Annotated in this window: 13 protein-coding genes; 2 read left to right on the top strand and 11 right to left on the bottom strand. The window is 70.4% G+C overall.

All coding sequences use genetic code 11. The features are described 5' to 3' along the window. The 11 genes from MKK49_RS06470 to MKK49_RS06420 form a co-directional block, all read right to left on the bottom strand. Nucleotides 1-579, bottom strand: coding sequence for an SCO family protein (locus tag MKK49_RS06470; protein ID WP_244027227.1), 579 nt, complete (start codon nucleotides 577-579; stop codon nucleotides 1-3). Nucleotides 580-661: 82 nt separating this feature from the next. Continuing rightward, on the bottom strand, nucleotides 662-2,173 hold the full coding sequence (gene cysG, locus MKK49_RS06465) for a siroheme synthase CysG (RefSeq protein WP_244027226.1): 1,512 nt from the start codon (nucleotides 2,171-2,173) through the stop codon (nucleotides 662-664). A gap of 39 nt (nucleotides 2,174-2,212) precedes the next feature. Continuing rightward, nucleotides 2,213-4,888: a nitrate reductase gene (locus MKK49_RS06460; protein ID WP_244027225.1), complete on the bottom strand. Its 2,676-nt coding sequence runs from the start codon at nucleotides 4,886-4,888 to the stop codon at nucleotides 2,213-2,215. A gap of 183 nt (nucleotides 4,889-5,071) precedes the next feature. Further along, the gene (locus MKK49_RS06455) at nucleotides 5,072-6,673 is read right to left on the bottom strand and encodes a sulfite reductase subunit alpha (protein WP_244027224.1); all 1,602 of its coding nucleotides are present in this window, start codon (nucleotides 6,671-6,673) and stop codon (nucleotides 5,072-5,074) included. Then, the gene (locus MKK49_RS06450) at nucleotides 6,670-8,457 is read right to left on the bottom strand and encodes a NirA family protein (protein ID WP_244027223.1); all 1,788 of its coding nucleotides are present in this window, start codon (nucleotides 8,455-8,457) and stop codon (nucleotides 6,670-6,672) included. Before MKK49_RS06450 ends, MKK49_RS06455 begins: the two co-directional genes overlap by 4 nt. An 11-nt stretch (nucleotides 8,458-8,468) precedes the next feature. Next, the gene (locus MKK49_RS06445; RefSeq protein WP_244027222.1) at nucleotides 8,469-9,698 is read right to left on the bottom strand and encodes an NAD(P)/FAD-dependent oxidoreductase; all 1,230 of its coding nucleotides are present in this window, start codon (nucleotides 9,696-9,698) and stop codon (nucleotides 8,469-8,471) included. Between the two features lie 15 nt (nucleotides 9,699-9,713). Next, complete coding sequence (locus MKK49_RS06440; protein WP_244027221.1) at nucleotides 9,714-10,508, bottom strand: ABC transporter ATP-binding protein; 795 nt, start codon at nucleotides 10,506-10,508, stop codon at nucleotides 9,714-9,716. 10 nt (nucleotides 10,509-10,518) lie between these two features. Then, entirely contained in the window at nucleotides 10,519-11,385 is an 867-nt protein-coding gene (gene ntrB, locus MKK49_RS06435; RefSeq protein ID WP_244027220.1) for a nitrate ABC transporter permease, read from the bottom strand. Beyond that, nucleotides 11,385-12,674 (bottom strand): CmpA/NrtA family ABC transporter substrate-binding protein, encoded by a 1,290-nt coding sequence (locus tag MKK49_RS06430; RefSeq protein WP_244027219.1) that lies wholly within the window; start codon nucleotides 12,672-12,674, stop codon nucleotides 11,385-11,387. Before MKK49_RS06430 ends, ntrB begins: the two co-directional genes overlap by 1 nt. Nucleotides 12,675-13,131: 457 nt before the next feature. Then, nucleotides 13,132-14,148, bottom strand: a complete 1,017-nt coding sequence (locus tag MKK49_RS06425) for a CmpA/NrtA family ABC transporter substrate-binding protein (RefSeq protein WP_244027218.1) — start codon at nucleotides 14,146-14,148, stop codon at nucleotides 13,132-13,134. A gap of 13 nt (nucleotides 14,149-14,161) precedes the next feature. After that, nucleotides 14,162-14,749: an ANTAR domain-containing response regulator gene (locus MKK49_RS06420; RefSeq protein ID WP_244027217.1), complete on the bottom strand. Its 588-nt coding sequence runs from the start codon at nucleotides 14,747-14,749 to the stop codon at nucleotides 14,162-14,164. 292 nt (nucleotides 14,750-15,041) lie between these two features. Between MKK49_RS06420 and MKK49_RS06415 the strand changes: the two genes are divergently transcribed. Next, on the top strand, nucleotides 15,042-15,641 hold the full coding sequence (locus MKK49_RS06415) for a hypothetical protein (protein WP_244027216.1): 600 nt from the start codon (nucleotides 15,042-15,044) through the stop codon (nucleotides 15,639-15,641). Between the two features lie 143 nt (nucleotides 15,642-15,784). Continuing rightward, nucleotides 15,785-17,671 carry a glycoside hydrolase family 15 protein gene (locus tag MKK49_RS06410; protein ID WP_244027215.1) on the top strand — a complete coding sequence of 629 codons (1,887 nt, stop codon included), beginning with the start codon at nucleotides 15,785-15,787 and terminating at the stop codon, nucleotides 17,669-17,671. Nucleotides 17,672-17,723 lie beyond the last annotated feature (52 nt).

Here is a 17,723-nt window from a genome sequence, read left to right as displayed (position 1 = left end):
TCACAGCATCTTGGCGAGGTCGGCGGCGGCCGCCTCCGGCGGGCGTGTCAGGTTGAGGGCGTTGAGGAAGCGGTTCTGGCCGTCCATCACGTAGACCAGGGCCGTGTGCTCCATGGTGTAGTCGCCGTCCTTCGTCGGGACCTTGCGGATATAGGCGCGGTAGCCCTTCACGACGGCGGCGATCTCCTCTTGCGTGCCGGTCAGGCCGACGATGCGCGGGTCGAAGCTCGCCAGGTAGGTCTTCAGGGCGGCGGGCGTGTCGCGCTCGGGGTCGACGGCGATGAACAGGGCCTTGGTGTCCCGGGCCTTGGGTCCGAGGGCTTGGAGCACGTCGCCGATCTGCTGGAGGGTGGTCGGGCACACGTCGGGGCAATGAGTGAAGCCGAAGAACACCAGATGGGTCCGGCCCGCGAAATCGCGCTCGGAGACGCGCCGCCCGTCCTGGTCCGTCAGGGTGAACGGCCCGCCGACGGCGCTGATCGTGGCCACGTTGGCTTTCGGCACCAGCACGGTCACGGCGGCGATGCCAAGGGCGACGAGGCCGATGGCGAAGAAGATGAGCGGCAGGGCACGACGCATGAAAAGCCTCGAGGCTGAGAACCTGCGCGTGCAAGACCATGCGGGGCGGGGCGGGGCAACCCCGCACGCCGTCGCCCCGGGATCAGATCGCGAGCTTGTCCGGCTCGATCGCCGTGAGGGCGGCCCCAGCACCCGTCCGGCGCAGGGCTTCGCCGACCATGAGCAGCGCCGGCCCCTCGAAGCCTGAGGCCTCGACCCGGTCGGCGAGGTCCACGGCGCTCGCCTCCACCACCCGCTGGTTCGGCCGGGTGGCGTTGAAGACGAGGAGCGCCGGGGTGCCGGGTGCCAGCCCCTCGCTCATCGCCCGCTCCAGCAGCACGCGAAGGGTCTTCTTCGGCATGTAGACCACGGTGGTGACGCTCGGATCGGCGAGCGCGCCCCAATTCAGGTCCTCGGGGAGCGCGCCGCGCCGGTCGTGGCCGGTGACGTATTGCAGGCGCCGCGCGGCGTCGCGGTTGGTGAGCGACACGCAGAGGGAGGCCGCCGCGCCCTGTGCCGCCGAGACGCCGGGCACGATGGAGACGGGAATGCCGGCAGCCCGGCAGGCGTCGATCTCCTCGCCGGCCCGGCCGAACACCAGGGGGTCGCCGGATTTGAGGCGCACCACCTGCTTGCCGGATCTGGCGAGCTGCACCATCAGGGCGTTGATATCGTCCTGGCGGCAGGACGGGCCGTGCCCGGTCTTGCCCACCAGCATGGTCCGGGCCTCGCGGCGCGCATAGTCGAGGATCTCGGGGGCGACGAGATCGTCGTACAGGATCACGTCGGCGTTGCGCAAAGCGCGCAGGGCCTTGAGGGTGAGGAGCTCGGCGTCGCCCGGCCCGGCGCCCACCAGGGTGACGGCCCCGCCCTTCGGCGCCGCCTCGGTCTCGCCGAGCAGTTCGGCGAGGTCGGTCGCGGTCGGGACCCGGTCCGGCTCGGCGAAGGCCCGGTCGGTGAAGCGCTCCCAGAAGGCGCGCCGGTCCGAAAAACCGTGGAAGCGCGCGGTGACCTCCTCGCGCCAGTCGCGGGCGGCGCCAATCCAGGCCTTGAAACCGCGCGGTAGCATGCCCTCGATGCGGGCACGCACGGTCTGGCCGAAGACCGGGGCGGCGCCCTCCGTCGAGATGCCCACCACCATGGGCGAGCGGTTGACGATGGCGCCGAATTTCACGTCGCAGAGATGCGGGCGATCGACGGCGTTGACGATGGCGCCGGCCCGGCGCCCGGCGGCGACGAAGGCGATGCAGTCGGCCTCGTCCTCCATGGCACCGATGACGAAGGCCGCGCCCCGGAGGTCGGCCTCCTCCCACTGGCGCTCGTGCAGGGTGACGGAGCCGGCGACGATCTCGCCCGGCACGGCGCGGAGTTCCTCGCTGGGTTCGGGCGCGTAGACGTCCACGTCCGCCCCTGCGGCGGCCAGCAGCTTCACCTTCCACGGTGCGCCGCCGTTGGAGCCGGCCAGCACCGCGCGCTTGCCCTGGAGCGGCACGAAGACCGGCAGGACGGCCAGGGGTTCGAGGCCGGCCGGATGATCCGGCCCTGCGGGAGCTCCGCCGCGGGCGGTGTCGGGGCTGGCGGGGCGGGTTTCGCGGGGCTGGCGAGGTGTGCTCATGGAACTCGAAAATGGGCTCTTCCTGCCCACAAGGTGAGCCTATGCTGCGTTGCGCGCAAGCACCTGCGGCAGCAGCTTGCGGATCTCGGGGATGCACGAGCCGCAATTCGTGCCGGCCTTGCAGGCGGCACCCACGGCCTCGACGGAGCCGGCGCCTGCGGCGATGACGCCCGTGATCACGTCGAGCCCGACGCCGTGGCAGGCGCAGACCGTGGGGCCGGCCGACGCCGATTCCGCCCGGCCCGAGAGCAGGGCGCGGCGGGCGGCAGGTTCCAGCTCCTCGGCCGCGAAGTACGACTTGGCGGCCTCCCAGCCCGGACGGGCCTCGCTCGGGGCGAAGGCGAGGCAGGCGACGAGGCGCACCCCGTCATAGACGGCGCAGCGATAGTACCCCCTGGCGTGGTCGGCGAATTCGGCGAGTTCCAGGCCCTGGAACAGGCCGCGCATGGTCAGAGCGACGGCGCGCGAGCTCTTCTGGGTGGCGAATTGCAGGCCCGATCCGCCCTCCACCGTGGCGCGCGCCCACCACCAGCCAGCCGGCGGCGTGTGGTCGGTGCGGGTCAGGAGGAAGCCGCGATTGCGGTAGGGTGCGGGCGCGAGGGCGGCCGGCGTCGCCTTGAGCTCGGGCTGGCCCGAGACCGGGTCCGGCACGCCGCGCACGAGGGCGCCGACGCGGGCATCCGACGCCGTGGCGTCGCTCCAGTGGAAGGCGGCGAACAGGTCGCCCCGGCGCACGCCGTCGGTGACCATCGCTTCCAGAATCGTGGTGCCGTGCGGAGTCGAGACCCGGGCCAGATCCCCTTCCGCGACACCGAGGCGGGCGGCGTCGTCGGGGTGGATCTCGACGAAGGGCACGGCGCGGTGGGCCGAGAGGCGCTGGCTCTTTCCCGTGCGCGTCATGGTGTGCCAGTGGTCGCGGACCCGGCCGGTGTTGAGGACGAAGGGGTGCGCCTCCGTGACGGGCTGCGCGAGCGCCGGGGCCTGCACGGCGACGAAGCGCGCGCGCTTGTCGAAGGTGTAGAACTGGCCGTCGGCGAACAGGCGCGCCCGGCCCTTGCCGCGCTTCGGCAGGGGCCATTGCAGGGGCGGCGTGCTGGCGTAGGCCGCGTCCGGCATGTCGCTGAGCGCGCCGATGTCGAAGTCGCGGGTGCCGTTGTTCTCGTAGGCCGACAGGGCCGCGTGTTCGCGGAAGATGGCGGCGGCATTGGGATAGGCGAAGGCGTCGCCGTGGCCGAGGCGGCGGGCGACGTCGCAGACGACCGCCCAGTCGGCCCGCGCCTCGCCGGGGGCTTTCAGGAAGGCGCGCTGGCGCGAGACCCGGCGCTCGGAATTCGTCACCGTACCGTCCTTCTCGCCCCAGGCGAGGGCCGGGAGCAGCACGGTCCTCTTGCCCGTCGCCCGCGCCGTGTCGCTGTCGGCGACGGCCTCGGAGACCACGTAGAGGTCGAGGCCCTTCAGGCTCTCGCGGATGGCATCGGCCCGGGGCATGGAGACGACGGGATTGGTCCCCATCACCCACAGGGCCTTGATCTTGCCGCGCGCCACCGCCTCGAACAGGGCGACCGCCTTCATGCCCTCGCCGGTGATGATGTTGGGCGCCTTCCAGAACCGGCGGACGCGGTCCACCTCCTCGGGGGCGAAGTGCATGTGGGCGGCCAGCATGTTGGCGAGCCCCCCGACCTCGCGCCCGCCCATGGCGTTGGGCTGGCCGGTGAGGGAGAACGGCCCCGCGCCGGGCAGGCCGATGCGGCCGGTGGCGAGGTGGCAGTTGATGATGGCGTTGCCCTTGTCGGTGCCCTGGGCCGACTGGTTGGCCCCCTGCGAGAAGGCGGTGACCACACGGCTGGTGCCGGCGAACAGGGCGAAGAAGGCGGCGACGTCGGCCTCGGCGAGCCCCGTGGCGGCGGCGGTGGCGGCGACGCTCGGGGCGATGGCGGCGGCGCGCTCCAGGGCGCCGTCGAAGCCGCTGGTGTGGTCGGTGACGTAAGCCGCGTCGACGGCGCCCGTGGCGGCGAGATGGACGAGCAGGCCCGAGAACAGGGCGGTGTCGGAGCCGGGCTTGAGGCCGAGGAACAGGTCGGCCTCCTCCCCCGTCTGGGTGCGGCGGGGATCGACCACCACGAGTTTCGTGCCGCGCTTCGTGCGCGCGTCGACCATGCGGCGGAACAGGATCGGGTGGCACCAGGCGGTGTTGGAGCCGACGAGCACGATCACGTCGGCCTCGTCGAGGTCCTCGTAGCAGCCCGGCACCGTGTCGGAGCCGAAGGCGCGCCGGTGCGCTGCCACCGCGCTCGACATGCACAGGCGCGAGTTGGTGTCGACGTGGGGCGTGCCCAAAAAGCCCTTCGCGAGCTTGTTGGCGACGTAGTAATCCTCCGTGAGCAACTGGCCCGACAGGTAGAAGGCGATGGAATCCGGCCCGTGCTGCTCGGCGATCTTTCGCAATGACCCCGCGACGGTGCCCAAAGCCGATTCCCAGCTCGTGCGCGCACCGTCGACCTGCGGGTGCAGCAGGCGGCCGTCCAGGGAGACGGTCTCGCTCAAAGCCGACCCCTTGGAGCAGAGGCGGCCGAAATTGGCCGGGTGCGCGGTGTCCCCGGCGATGCCGACCCCGCCCTGTCCGTCCGGCGTGGCGAGCACGCCGCAGCCGACCCCGCAATACGGGCAGGTGGTTTTTACGGGGGCGGGCATCGGTGCCTGGACGTGCGCGTTCATGGCGTGAGCCTCGGCGGATTCTTTTGTTGTGGCATCGGGCAGCAAGAGTTGGGCCGACAGTTCCCCTCCCCCTTGCGGGGAGGGGTTAGGGGTGGGTGTGGCTCAGAAGGCACCGCCGAGGTCCGTTCGGAACCACCCCCACTTCCGGCTCCTCCCCGCAAGGGAGAGGAGAGCAGCGTCAGTTCAATACACGTCGGCCTGATACCGGCCGGTCTTCTTGAGATGGGCGAGATAGGCCACGGCCTCGTCGGGGTTCTTGCCCCCATGCTGGCCGGCGACATCGATGATCGCCCGCTCCACGTCCTTGGCCATGCGCTTGGCATCGCCGCAGACGTAGAAGTGGGCGCCGCCCTCGAACCACTTCCACAGTTCCGCGCCGCTCTCGCGCATGCGGTCCTGCACGTAGGTCTTCTCGGTGCCGTCGCGGGACCAGGCGAGCGACAGGCGGGTGAGCACCTTCCTGTCCTTCAGGCCGTTGAGCTCGTCCCTGTAGAAGAAGTCGGAAGCCTGCTTCTGGTGGCCGTAGAACAGCCAGTTGCGGCCCGGCGCCCCTGTCGCGTCGCGCTCGCGCAGGAAGGCGCGGAACGGCGCGATGCCGGTGCCGGGGCCGACCATGATGACGTCCTTGGACAGATCGTCGGGCAGGGCGAACCCGTGCGCCTTCTGGAGGTAGACCTTGACCGTCATGCCCTCGGGGATGCGCTCGCCGAGATGGGTCGAGGCGACGCCGAGGCGCAGGCGCGAGCGGTGGTTGTAGCGCACCGCGTCCACCGTGAGCGAGACCCGGCCCGGATCGGCCTTCGGCGAGGACGAGATCGAGTAGAGCCGGGGCTGCAGCTCGTCGAGGGCTTCGAGGAACACCTCGGCGTCGGGCCGCGCGCCGGGGAACTTGTGGAGCGCGCCGAGCACGTCGAGATGGGCGGCATCCCCGTCCGGGTCCTCGCCGGCGGCGAGCGCCTGCGCCTTCTTGCGGGCCTCGCCCGAGGTGAGCAGCGAGAGGAGCTGGTAGAGCCCGTCCGGCGCGCCGCCCAGCGCATAGTCGGTCATCAGGCGGTCGCGCAGGGTCTTCCCCCCGATCCTGCGCTCGGGGCGGGCGCCGAGTTCGGCGATGACGGCATCGACGAGCGCCGGGGCGTTGGCGGGAAACAGCCCGAGGGAATCACCGACCACGTAGTCGATGGGCGTGCCGGTCAGGTCGATCTCGACGTGCCAGGTCTCCTTCTCGCCCCCGGGCGCGTTCAAGCGGAGCCGAGACAGGAACGTCGCCTCCACGGGGTTTTCGCGACAGAATCCGAGGGGGCCGAGGGTCGGCTCGGCCTTCGGCGCGGCCTCGCCGGCGGCCTTCGGGGCGACGCCACCGCCGGCACCGAACTCCTCGTCGAGCTTCTTCAGCATCCGGAGCGTGTCCTTGCCGCCGGGCTGGCACAGGTTCAGGCGCTCCTCGCTCTTGAGGAAGATGGCATTGGCGTAGTCGGCGCAGTTGTAGCCGCACTGGCCGCAATCCTGCTGGGCCATGGCGGCCATGAGCTTCTGCGCCTCGGGCCGGTCCTTCGCCATCTCCATCCGGTCGGGCAGCGGCATCGACGGGTCGTGCCACGGCGCGTCGTCGTTGTCGGCGAGTTTTTGGCCGCCGCCGGGCATGTCGCCGGGGGCCAGCGCCGTGGCGCCTTCGACCGCGGGGCCCAGGAGGGCGGCGAAGTAGCCCGACAGCCACGAGCGCTGATCGGGGCTGAAGGGGGCGTTCTCGGGGATGAGAACCAGCGGGGGCGTGACGTGCTCGCTCATGCTGCGGCCTTCAGGACGGGTTGCTCTTCGGCGCTGCTGCGCAGGGATTCGGGGCCGGTGCGGGCGGTGAAGGCCTGGAAGCTCTCGTCCGGGCCCTGGCGGCTGCCGAGATAGCTGCGCAGGAGCGCCTCGATCCGGGCCGGGCAATCTTCGGCCTTCACGGCCTTCCAGATCTCGGTGCCGATCTTCGGGGAATCGCCGAAGCCGCCGCCGACGACGATGTCGTAGCCCTCCACCGTATCGCCCTCCTCCGAGACGACGACCTTGGCGCCGATGAGGCCGATATCGCCGATGTAGTGCTGGGCGCAGGAGTGGTGGCAGCCGGTGAGGTGCACGTTCACCGGCACGTCGAGTTCCTTGAGGTTGGCCTCGATATAGTCGGCGATGACGAGGGCGTGGCCCTTGGTGTCGGAGGCGGCGAACTTGCAGCCCTGGTTGCCCGTGCAGGCGACGAGGCCGGCGCGGATGCTGGAGGCCTCGGTGGTGAGACCCAAGGCGGCGACCCGCGCCTGGACCTCGGCGACCTTGGCGTCCGGCACGCCCGAAAACAGGAAGTTCTGCCAGACGGTCATGCGGATGGCCCCGTCGCCGCATTCCGAGGCGATTTTCGCCAGATCCCGCATCTGGGCGGTGGTGAGCTTGCCGACAGGCAGGATCACGCCGATCCAGTTGAGGCCGGGCTGCACCTGGGGGTGGACGCCCACATGGGCGAAGCGGTCCATGGGGCCGCGCGGGGCGACGTGGGCGGGATCGACCCGGTCGAGTTTGCGGCCGAGTTCGTCCTCGACGGCGGCGAGGTACTTGTCGAAGCCCCAGGCGTCGAGGACGTACTTCATCCGGCTCTTGTTGCGATTGGTCCGGTCGCCGTTCTTGATGAACACCCGCAGGATGGCGTCCGCCACCCGGTTGCAATCCTCGGGCTTGAGGACGATTCCGGTGTCGCGGGCGAGGTCGCGGTGGCCGGAGATGCCGCCGAGCACGAGGCGCATCCACACGCCGGGCTCCACGGCGGCGCCGTCGAGGACCCGGATCGCCTGGAAGCCGATATCGTTGGTTTCCTCCAGCACCGGCATGACGCCACCGCCGTCGAAGGCGACGTTGAACTTGCGCGGCAGGCCGAACAGCGAGCGGTCGTTGAGGATGTGGTTGTGCCAGGATTTGGCGAGCGGCCGGGTGTCGAGCAGTTCCTGCGCGTCGATGCCGGCCACGGGCGAGCCCGTGACGTTGCGGATGTTGTCCGCGCCCGCGCCCCGCGCCGTGAGACCGAGATCGATCAGCCCGTCGAGGAAGGGCTGGCCGTGCTCGGGTGTGATCTCGCGGACCTGGAGGTTGGCGCGCGTCGTCACGTGGCTGTAGCCGCCGCCATGGGCGTCGGCCAGATCCGCGATCCCGGCGAACTGCCAGTGGTGCAGGATGCCGTTGGGGATGCGCAGGCGGCACATGTAGGAGTTCTGCGCCGGGGCCACCCAGAACAGGCCGTGGTAGCGCCAGCGGAAATTGTCCTCGGGTTTCGGCGCCTTGCCGGTGGCGGCCTCCGCGATGAGGCGGTTGTGGCCGTCGAAGGCGCTCTCGGCCCGCTTCCACTTCTCCTGGTCGCAGAGCTTGCCACCGGCCTTGATGGTGGCGTCCTGGGCCTTGATGTGGATGGCGTCGGGCCCCGTCGGTTCGGCCGGGGGGGCGGCACCCTGACCGAGGGCGAGGCCGCCCGTCAGGCGGGCCGCGGAGATGCCGGAGGCGAAACCTTCGAGGTAGCGCTTCTGCTCGGCGTTGAAATCGTCAGCCATGAAAGCCTCCGTCACGCTGCGAGGGGTTGAGGGGCGAGGGGAGAGGAGGCTTGACGCCCGAACATGAGGTCGTCGCGATGGCCGCCGATCGAGGCGCCGGTGCGGATCAGCTCCTTGCACCAGCCCTGCTCGGCGATGTCGCCGACGAAGACGGCGCCGAGCAGCCGGTCGTCGGCGACGATGAGCTTGCGGTAGAGGCCGAGGCCGGGATCGCTCATGAGAATCGTCTCCGAGCCCTCCGGCGCCTCGATCGCCCCGGCCGAGAAGACGGGAAGCCCCGAGACCTTGAGGCTGGTGGAGAGGGTGGTGCCGAGATAGGCCGCGTCCTCGCCGACGAGGTGGCGGCTCAGGGTTTCGGCCTGCTCGTAGGCGGGCTCGACGAGGCCGTAGACCTGGCCCCGATGCTCGGCGCATTCGCCGAGGGCGAAGATGCGGGCATCCGAGGACTGCATCCGGTCGTCGACCTTGATGCCGCGTCCCGTCTCGATCCCGGCGCCCTGCGCCAGGGCGACGTTGGGACGGACCCCCACCGACATCACCACGAGGTCGGCGGGCAGCACGGTGCCGTCGGAGAGGATCAGCCGCTCGACCCGGCCGTCGCCCTCGATGGTGGCGGTGTCGGCCTTGAGCAGCACCCGGACGCCGCGCGCCTCCATGGCGCGCTTCACGAGGCCGGCGGCGGTATGGTCGAGCTGGCGCTCCATCAGCCGGTCCATGACGTGCAGGAGGGTGGTGTCGACCCCGAGGCGCGCGAGGCCGACGGCGGCCTCCAGCCCGAGCAGGCCGCCACCGATGACGATGGCGCGCGCGTGCTCCACCGCCGCCTGGCGGATGGCGGCGACATCCGCGAGATCGCGGAACGTGAGGACGCCGGGCAGATCCATGCCGGGTTTGGGCAGCCGGATCGGCACCGAGCCCACGGCGAGGACGAGCCGGTCGAACGGCAGGACGTGGGTCTCGCCCACCATCACGAGGGCGTTCTCGCGGTCGATCTGGGTCACCGGCGCCCCGGTGATGAGGCGGATGCCGTGGCTCTCGTACCAGTCGAGCCCACGGAACGCGCAGCCGGCCTCGTCGACCTCGCCGCCGAGCAGCGAGGAGAGCAGGACGCGGTTGTAGGCCGCCTGCGGCTCGGCGCCGACGACGGTGACGTCGTAGGCGCCGGGCGCCCGCTCGGTGAGGCGTTCGAGAAACCGCAACGACGCCATGCCGTTGCCGATGACGACCAACCGTTCCTTCATCGCGAGCCGCCCTGCTCAGGCCGCCATGGCCGGCTTGGCGTGCCGGGCATAGAGGAACTCGAGGACCGCGGCGCGGGCGTGGGTGTAGGTCGCGTCCTCGACGAGATCGAGGCGCCGGCGCGGGCGTTCGAGATCGACGGTGAGGATCTCGCCCACGGTGGCGGAGGGGCCGTTGGTCATCATCACGATGCGGTCGGAGAGCAGCACCGCCTCGTCGACATCGTGGGTAATCATGATGACGGCGTTCTTGAGCCGCGCATGGATGTCCATGAGCGAATCCTGGAGGTGCGCGCGGGTCAGCGCGTCGAGGGCCCCGAACGGCTCGTCCAGCAGCAGGACCTTCGGCTCCATGGCGAGCGCCCGTGCGATGCCGACGCGCTGCTTCATGCCGCCGGAGATCTCGCTCGGGCGCCGGTCGGCGGCGTGGGTCATGTTCACGAGCGACAGGTTGTGGTCGATCCAGGCCCCACGCTCGGCGCGGGACTTCTTGCCCTTGAAGACCTTGTCGACGGCGAGCGCCACGTTCTCGCGCACGGTCAGCCAGGGCAGGAGCGAGTGGTTCTGGAACACCACGGCCCGGTCGGGGCCGGGGCTGTTGACCTCTTTTTCCTCCAGGAGGACACCGCCGGTCGAGGCCTTGAGCAGGCCGGCGACGATGTTGAGCACCGTCGACTTGCCGCAGCCGGAATGCCCGATGAGCGAGACGAACTCGCCCTTGTCGATCTTCACGCTGACGTCGCGCAGGACCTCGTTGGTACGGCCGCCGCGGGTGAAGGAGATGCCGACGTTCTCGATGCTGAGATAGGTCATGGGATGATCCTCAGGCCGTCGCGGTGCCGCGGGTGACGAGATTGCCGACGAAGGCGACGAAGCGGTCGAGGATGAAGCCGATGACGCCGACATAGACGAGGGCGACGATGATCTCGGAGATGTGGGAGGAGTTCCACGCGTCCCAGATGAAGAACCCGATGCCGACGCCGCCGATGAGCATCTCCGCCGCCACGATAGCGAGCCAGGACAGGCCAACGCCGATGCGAAGCCCCGTGAAGATGTACGGCGCCGCCGAGGGCAGCATGATCTTGGAGAAGAACTCCAGCGGATTGAGGCGCAGGACCGCCGAGACGTTGCGGTAATCCTGCGGGATGTTGCGGATGCCCACCGCCGTATTGATGATGATCGGCCAGATCGAGGTGATGAAGATCACGAAGATCGCGCTCGGCTGGCCGTCCCGGAAGGCGGCGAGGGAGAGGGGCAGCCAGGCGAGCGGCGGGATGGTGCGCAGGACCTGGAAGATCGGATCAAGTCCGCGCATGGCCCACTCGGACTGGCCGATCAGGGTGCCAGTGAGGATGCCCGCCACGGTGGCCAGCGCGAAGCCCAGGGCGACGCGCTGGATGCTGGCGGAGATGTGCCAGAACAGGCCCTTGTCGGTGCCGCCGTTGTCGTAGAACGGATGGGCGATGATATCCCAGGCCTCGGTGACGACGCGCGAGGGCGGCGGCAGGCCGGCGCCCGGGCGCGAGCAGAGCAGTTCCCAGATCACCAGGAACGCGATGAGCACCACCACCGGCGGGATCAGGTTTTTCGCGATGGTGTTCAGGGTCGCCAGGGTGACCAGCGGAGCCCGCTTCGGCTTGGCCGGCACGGCGACGGTGCGGCTTGCGGCGATGGTGGAGGTGTTGGCCATCACGCGGTCCTCTTGATGCCGAGGCTGGACAGGTAGGCGGCGGGATCGGCCGGATCGAAGACCTTGCCGTCGAAGAAGGTCTCCTTGCCGCGCGAGGTCGAGGCCGGGATGGCGGTGACGCCGAGGGCTTTCGCCGCCTCGCGCCAGAGGTCTTCGCGGTTCACCTTGGCGATGAGCGCCTTGGTGTCGGTCTGTGCGTCGAACTTGCCCCAGCGGATGTCCTCGGTGAGGAACCAGAGGTCGTGGGACTGGTAGGGGTACGACGCGTTGTCGTCCCAGAACTTCATGACGTGCGGGCTCTTCTCGACCACGCGGCCGTCGCCGTAATCGATGGTGCCCTTGATGCGGCCTGCGACGTCCGAGACCGGGACGTTCATCCACTGGCGCTTGGCCGCGATGGCGGCGACCTCTTCCTTGTTCTCGGGCTTGTCGCACCACGCCTGCGCTTCCAGCACCGCCATCAGCAGGGCCTTGGTGGCGTTCGGATACTTCTCGGTGAAGGAGGCTCGCATGGCGAAGGCCTTCTCGGGGTGGTCCTTCCAGAGTTCGCCGGTGGTCAGTGCGGTGTAGCCGAGGCCCTGCTGCACGAGCTGCGCGTTCCACGGCTCGCCGACGCAGAAGCAGTCCATGGTGCCGACCTTCATGTTCGCCACCATCTGGGGCGGCGGCACGACGATGGTCTCGATGTCCTTGTCGGGGTCGATGCCGCCGGCGGCCATCCAGTAGCGAATCCAGAGGTCGTGGGTGCCGCCCGGGAAGGTCATGGCCGCCTTCACGGACTTGCCGGCGGCCTTCTTCTTCTCGATGGCCGTCTTGAACACCTTCGCGTCGAGGGCGACCTTCTGGTCGAGGTATTCCTTGGCGACCGAGATGCACTGGCCGTTGACGTTGAGGCGCGCCAGGATGTGCATCGGCACGGGGACGTTGTTCTGCGTCACCCGTCCGGCCGAGATCAGGTAGGGCATCGGCGTGAGGATATGGGCACCGTCGATGCCGTTGCCCTCCGAGCCGAGCACGAGGTTGTCGCGGGTGGTGCCCCAGGACGCCTGCTTCAGCACCTCGACGTCGGGCATGCCGTGTTTCGCGAAGAAGCCCTTCTCCTTGGCGACAAAGAGCGGGCTCGCGTCGGTGAGGGCGATGAAGCCGAGCTTGGCCCCCTTTACTTCGGGGCCGGTCCCCTGCGCGAAGGCGCCGCCGGGCAGGGCCGTGCGGGCGAGCGCCGCCAGGGAGAGGGTCGCGGCGGCCCCCTTCAGGACGTTGCGCCGGCTGTTGGCAAAACCATCACTCATCGAAACCGGAATCCTCGCGAGGGCTACAGCCCGCCGAAACAAAAAAACCGCCGACCAAGCACTTCCGTCGGACGCAGGACGATGCGTGCCTTGGGGGAGACTCGGGTCAGCGGCTCTGCCGACGGATGGGGCTCGTCTTCGTTGACGAGCCCTCACCTGATAGCAGGAGGCATGCCAAGGCTCGGATCACGGCTCGGACGCCCCTGCGGCCCGTGGGGGGCGGGAGGCGAGGCGCCGGCCTAAGTGAATGAACTGTCTGGAATTTGTCCAAAACGCCTCAGGGCATTCCAACGGGGAAGCGCGGCCGGGCCTGCGGTCCGCACGGCGTCCCGCGCGCGCCCTTCGCCGCCGCCTGACGCGGAAAGCGCCATTCGACGGCTCCGCTCCCGCGCTGCACAATCCGCATGCAGAATGCCGGTGGCACGGGCACGTCTCCCGTCAATCCACCTGAATCCCGTCAATCCACCAGGGCGGTCTCGTACAGATCCGGGCGGTAGAGGGCGCGGGCGCGCTCGGTCACGGCGGGCGTCGGGACGACTTGGCCGGCCGCCGCCATCTGGCCGAGGAGCCAGTCGACCTGGGACGGCCTCGGCCGCTCGACCGTCGCGCCGAACATCACGAAATCCGGTGCGTTCCGCCGCGTCCCGTCCGGATCGACCACGACCGTGCCGGCGAGGGCGCGGCGGATGAGGGCCGGCGCGATGCCCAGGTGGTCGGGGCTGGCCAGCAGGCGGGCGAGCTCGCCGTGGTTCTCGGCCCGCGCGCACCAGTGGCCGGCCCGGCGCACCGCCCGCACCAGCGCTCCGCTGGCCCGCGCGGCGTCGGCGGGCAGGGCCAGCACCTTTTCCGGGCAGTCGGGCGCGAGTTCACAGCCGAAGGCCGCGATCCGGCCGTAGCCTTCCTCGACCGCGAGGCTGTTCCACGGGCTGCCGGCGCAGAAGCCGTCGATATGCCCGGCCCGCAGGGCCTCGGCGATCCGCGGCGGCGGAATCACCACCATCCGGGTCGTCCCGTCGAGGTCGAGGCCGCCGCGCGCGGCGAACAGCCGGAGCTGGTAGGTGTGGCTCGAGAACGGATGCACGGTGCCGAGGGTGAGCGGACGCCCCTGCCCCGCCCGCTCCTGTGCCACCCGCGCGAAGGCGCGGGCCACCGTATCGGCATCCTCGCCCTCCGGCATCATGGCGGCCCAGAGCGGGCGCGAGACGGTGACGGCGTTGCCGTTGAGGTTGAGGGCGAGGGGCACGGCGAGCCGGGTCTCGGGTCCGCTGATCCCGAGGGTGCTGGCCAGCGCCAGCGGCGCCAGCATGTGGGCGCCGTCGAGGTGGCCGAGCGCGAGCTTGTCGCGCAGGGTCGCCCAGGAGGGTTCGCGCACGAGATCCACCGCCAGCCCCTCGGCCGCGGTAAACCCGCCCTCCACGGCGACGATGACGGCCGCCGCATCGACGAGGGGCACGTATCCGAGCGCAAGTCTCATCTCAACACAGCTCTCATCCGAGCAGATCCGCCGCCGTGACGATGGCCCGGGCGATGTCGGCGATCTTGCGCTTCTCGTTCATGGCTTTGCGCCGCATCAGCCGGTAGGCCTCCTCCTCGGGCAGGCCCTTGGCCGTCATCAGGATACCCTTGGCGCGCTCGATGAGCTTGCGGTCGGCGAGTTCCCCGCGCGCCTCCAGCAATTCGCGCTGCAGCCGCGCGAAGGCGTTGAAGCGCAGGATCGCCACGTCGAGGATCGAGCGGATGCGCTGGGGGTGCAGGCCGTCGACGACGTAGGCCGAGATGCCCGCATCTACCGCCGCCTGCATCATCGGCACGTCGGAGCGATCGACGAACATCGCCACGGGCCGCTCGACGTGGCGCGACAGGCCGGACATCTGTTCGAGGATGTCCCGGCTCGGGCTCTCGAGGTGGATCACCACCACGTCCGGGTTGAGGGCGGCGACCCGGGCCGGCAGGTCGGCGGTGTCGGGCAGGATCACCACGCGGGCGATGCCGGCCGCCGCCAGCCCCTCTTCGAGGATCGCGGCGCGTGCCGGGCTGGGGTCGATCACGGCGACGGTGAGGGACGGCTCGGTCATCGGGATCCGAAAGGCAGGGCCGGGGGTCCGACAGGCGGGAAGGGCCGCCGCCCGCTGATCGCACGGCCCCGCGATTCTCGACAAGGCGAGGTTTTGGGCAAGGCCAGGTTTTAGGCAAAGCGGGGTTTTGGGCAAAGTGATTCGGCGCGTCGTCGGGCGGACGTGCCGTCGAGGGGAACGGGATGCGTCGAGCGCGGCGCGGTTTACCTTCGCGAAAGGAAATAGCCCAGCTTCCGCCGCAAACGACCGTGCTTATGGGCGTGGGGAAGCGATGGATTGCGAGGATGCCGGCATGACGGAGCGAAACCAGTGCGGATGCGCCGACGAGGGCCTCGGCATGGATGCGACCTCCGGCGTGACGCCGCCCCTGCTGCCCACGCTCCTCATGGCCCTGGTGCTCGGCGCGGGCTCGCTGCTCTGCCGCGAGCCGGACGCGCCCGCCCCGGCCCCCACGGCCCTCGCGGCGCAGATCGCTTCGGCGCCCGCGACCCTGGTGGCCGAGGCCGTACCCACAACGCCGTTCGTGCCCGCCGCCCTCGCCTTCCCGCGTCAGTTCCCCCTTGCGGTGGCGGCGCAAGCCGGCGCTCCGATGCCGGTGATCGCGCAGCACCGGCCGGCCGGCCCCCGTGTCGCCTCCCTGCGTCGGGTCGCGCCCCCCAAGGCCGCCGTCGCCCCCGAAATTCCGCGCGTGGACCCGGTCGCGAGCGTGGCGCGGGCCGAGGTGCCCGTCGAGGCGGACGATTTCCTGCCCGATCTCGCCCTGCCCTTCGCCCCGGCGATCCAGGCCGTCGGCCGGGCCCGCGATTTCGTCGGCGTCCAGGGCGCGGCGGCGCGGACGCAGGCCTCGGCGCTGGGCGGCGCGGTGGTGGATTTCGTCGGTACCCTGCGCTGAACGCAGCCCTGGTTTTCGAGACGGCTCGGTTTCTCGCCCCGCGCGCCCTGGACCCTGCCCCCTCGGGGGACTAGGTGGACGCCATCGACGATGCGTTGCCGCGAGGCGGAGCGGATCGCGGGCTTTCCGGGACGAGGGCGTGAATGGCGGGACGGATCGAGGATTACGCGCTCGTCGGCGACGGCCGCACCGCCGCCCTGATCGGGCGCGACGGCAGCGTCGACTGGCTGTGCTGGCCCCGCTTCGATTCCGCCGCGTGCTTCGCCGCCCTCCTCGGCACCGAGGATCACGGCTTCTGGAAGCTCGGCCCCGCCGACCCGGCGGCGAAGACCTCCCGGCAGTACCGGACCGGCAGCCTCGTCCTCGAGACCCATCACGAAACCGGGACCGGATGCGTCCGGGTGACCGACTACATGCCGGCCAACGATGGCTCGCACCTCGTGCGCATCGTCGACGGCCTGAGCGGCGAGGTCGCCATGCGGATGCATCTCGCCGTGCGCTTCGATTACGGTCTGGCCGTGCCGTGGGTGTCGCACAACGAACTCGGGGATCTGCGCGCCATCTCGGGCCCGCACAAGGTGGTCCTGCGCACCCCGGTGCCGCTGCACGGCGAGGGCCAGACCACGGCGGCCGATTTCTCCGTCGCGGCGGGCGAGAGCGTCGCCTTCACCCTGAGCTACGGCCCCTCGCACGAGGACGATCCGCCGCCGGTGCAGCCGCGCAAGGTCCTGTTCGAGACCGACCGCCACTGGCGCGACTGGTCGAACCGCTGTGCCCGGGGCACGCCCTGGGACGCCATCCTCCAGCGCTCGCTCCTCACCCTCAAGGCGCTGATCTACCAGCCCACCGGCGGGATCGTGGCCGCGCCCACCACCTCCCTGCCGGAGGATCTCGGCGGCGTGCGCAACTGGGACTACCGGTTCTGCTGGCTGCGCGATTCCACCTTCACCCTCATCGCGATGATGGATGGCGGCTACCTCGACGAGGCCCGCGCGTGGCGCGACTGGCTCGTGCGGGCGGTGGCCGGCAACCCCGAGCAGGCCCACATCCTCTACGGCATCGCCGGTGAGCGCATGCTGCCCGAGATCGAGCTCGACTGGCTGCCCGGCTACGAGAACTCGAAGCCCGTGCGCATCGGCAACGCGGCCGTCGAGCAGTTCCAGCTCGACGTCTACGGCGAGATCTTCGACGCCCTCTACCAGGCGCGCCAGCGCGGTCTGCTCGGCGATGCCGATGGCTGGCGCGTCGGCCAGGCGCTTCTCCGCCACCTCGAGAAGGTGTGGAGCACCCCCGACGAGGGCATCTGGGAGGTGCGCGGCGGGCGGCGCCACTTCGTCCATTCCAAGGTGATGGCCTGGGTCGCCTTCGACCGGGCGATCCGCTCCTACGAGGAGGGCGAGCCCTTCGGCGCCCCGGTGGACCGGTGGCGCACGATCCGCGACGAGATCCATGCCGAGGTCTGCGAGAAGGGCTTCGACACGGAACTCAACAGCTTCGTGCAGTCCTACGGCTCGAAGCGCCTCGACGCGAGCCTGCTGCTCATCGCCCATATGGGGTTCCTGCCCCAGACCGATCCGCGCGTGGTCGGCACCGTCGAGGCCATCGGCCGGACCCTCATGCGCGACGGCTTCGTCCTGCGCTACGACACCGAGGACCAGACCACGGACGGTCTGCCGGGGGATGAGGGCGCCTTCCTGCCGTGCAGCTTCTGGTATGCCGACAACCTCATCGGGCTCGGCCGCTGCGAGGAAGCCCGCGCCCTGATCGAGAAGCTCATCGGCGTGTGCAACGATGTCGGCCTCGTCTCGGAGGAATACGACGTCAAGGCCAAGCGCCTCGTCGGCAACTTCCCGCAGGCGTTCAGCCACGTCACATTGGTTAACACCATCCTGAACTACAGCCGGGCCAACGGGCCGGCCCGGGAACGGGGCGCGGGCGCCGAGGACGGAACCGGAGCGGGCGGAACCGAGTACGAGGGCGCATGCCTCCGGGCGGACCGGACGGCCGAGGCCGAGACCACGCCGGCCTGACGGTCGACACGACAGGAATCGAGGTGGGCGGGGCCGGCATCGCGTCGGCGAC

Source organism: Methylobacterium sp. J-090 (genome assembly GCF_022829345.1).
Classification (GTDB): Bacteria; Pseudomonadota; Alphaproteobacteria; order Rhizobiales; family Beijerinckiaceae; genus Methylobacterium.
This window is presented reverse-complemented; position numbering and strand designations above follow the sequence as displayed.

Excerpts from the sequence above, each read along its gene's own strand:
- MKK49_RS06470 (WP_244027227.1), bottom strand. The coding sequence starts at position 579 with ATGCGTCGTGCCCTGCCGCTCATCTTCTTCGCCATCGGCCTCGTCGCC.
- cysG (WP_244027226.1), bottom strand. The coding sequence starts at position 2,173 with ATGAGCACACCTCGCCAGCCCCGCGAAACCCGCCCCGCCAGCCCCGAC.
- MKK49_RS06460 (WP_244027225.1), bottom strand. The coding sequence starts at position 4,888 with ATGAACGCGCACGTCCAGGCACCGATGCCCGCCCCCGTAAAAACCACC.
- MKK49_RS06455 (WP_244027224.1), bottom strand. The coding sequence starts at position 6,673 with ATGAGCGAGCACGTCACGCCCCCGCTGGTTCTCATCCCCGAGAACGCC.
- MKK49_RS06450 (WP_244027223.1), bottom strand. The coding sequence starts at position 8,457 with ATGGCTGACGATTTCAACGCCGAGCAGAAGCGCTACCTCGAAGGTTTC.
- MKK49_RS06445 (WP_244027222.1), bottom strand. The coding sequence starts at position 9,698 with ATGAAGGAACGGTTGGTCGTCATCGGCAACGGCATGGCGTCGTTGCGG.
- MKK49_RS06440 (WP_244027221.1), bottom strand. The coding sequence starts at position 10,508 with ATGACCTATCTCAGCATCGAGAACGTCGGCATCTCCTTCACCCGCGGC.
- ntrB (WP_244027220.1), bottom strand. The coding sequence starts at position 11,385 with ATGGCCAACACCTCCACCATCGCCGCAAGCCGCACCGTCGCCGTGCCG.
- MKK49_RS06430 (WP_244027219.1), bottom strand. The coding sequence starts at position 12,674 with ATGAGTGATGGTTTTGCCAACAGCCGGCGCAACGTCCTGAAGGGGGCC.
- MKK49_RS06425 (WP_244027218.1), bottom strand. The coding sequence starts at position 14,148 with ATGAGACTTGCGCTCGGATACGTGCCCCTCGTCGATGCGGCGGCCGTC.
- MKK49_RS06420 (WP_244027217.1), bottom strand. The coding sequence starts at position 14,749 with ATGACCGAGCCGTCCCTCACCGTCGCCGTGATCGACCCCAGCCCGGCA.
- MKK49_RS06415 (WP_244027216.1), top strand. The coding sequence starts at position 15,042 with ATGACGGAGCGAAACCAGTGCGGATGCGCCGACGAGGGCCTCGGCATG.
- MKK49_RS06410 (WP_244027215.1), top strand. The coding sequence starts at position 15,785 with ATGGCGGGACGGATCGAGGATTACGCGCTCGTCGGCGACGGCCGCACC.